Below are 903 nucleotides of genomic sequence, written 5' to 3' on the forward strand. Positions count from 1 at the left end.
TCCATTTATCTGATGAATCAACCGATATTGTGACTGAATTAGATAAATTATTAGCAGAAAAAGGTGGATCTTCAAATATTTCTTCTCAAGTATGGTTAGAAGATACTTATGTAGATGAAATATTTAACCTAGACCACAAAATCCAACAGTTAGAAATGACCCTTGGTGTCTCTAACTTTGGTAAAGCCCACGAACAACAATGGGCTGAATATGCTAATTCACTAGAAGTTGGGGAAATCAGCGAAGATGCCTACTTCCAACAATTTGAAGATGACTATTTAGCTTTAAGACGTCAACAAGCGGACCAAGACTATGCTTCATATGAAGAACAAAGTCGCACCAACCGTCGTCAACAATTACAAGCAGAATTATCTGCTATTAAGGCTGACCAAGAGCGAATCCTTGATCAATATAATTACCGGTCTGGTGACGAGTTACTAGCAGCCATTGACCAGCAAAAACAAATGAAACAGAAACAAAATCGTCATGATATCTTAGCTAACCACTTAGACTTAAACTTGGCCATCTACTTACAACAAGACCGTCCAGTCGACCAACAATTAACTGACTTACGTCAAAAGATTGCGGACATGGAAACAGAAATTGCGGACCTAACTCGGTCAACTGCTGACAAACGTAGCCAAATCCAGGAGATTGCTAGCGAGGGTATGGCACCAGATTTATTGCAGGCTTATCAAGCAGAAGTGGATGAAGCTTATCAAATGTCTGTTGAATGGGCAGCCAACAAGTTGGCCATTGCGACCTTTGAAAAGGCCACTGTTGGGGAATCGTCAGATGTCAAAGAACGTGTTTTAACAAATGCATCGCGGTTCTTGGTTGATTTATCGGATAGCCGTTTGACCAATTTAGCCTTTAGTGAAGAGGGGATGACGGTTCGTCTAG

The 903-nt window shown here is 40.6% G+C and carries 1 pseudogene; it reads left to right on the forward strand.

Annotation, left to right across the window (positions count from 1 at the left end):
* Positions 1-903 (forward strand): annotated as a pseudogene (locus ACRCJ0_RS16000) (ATP-binding protein); the annotation flags it as partial.

The sequence above is a fragment of the Aerococcus sp. L_32 genome (assembly GCF_050689315.1).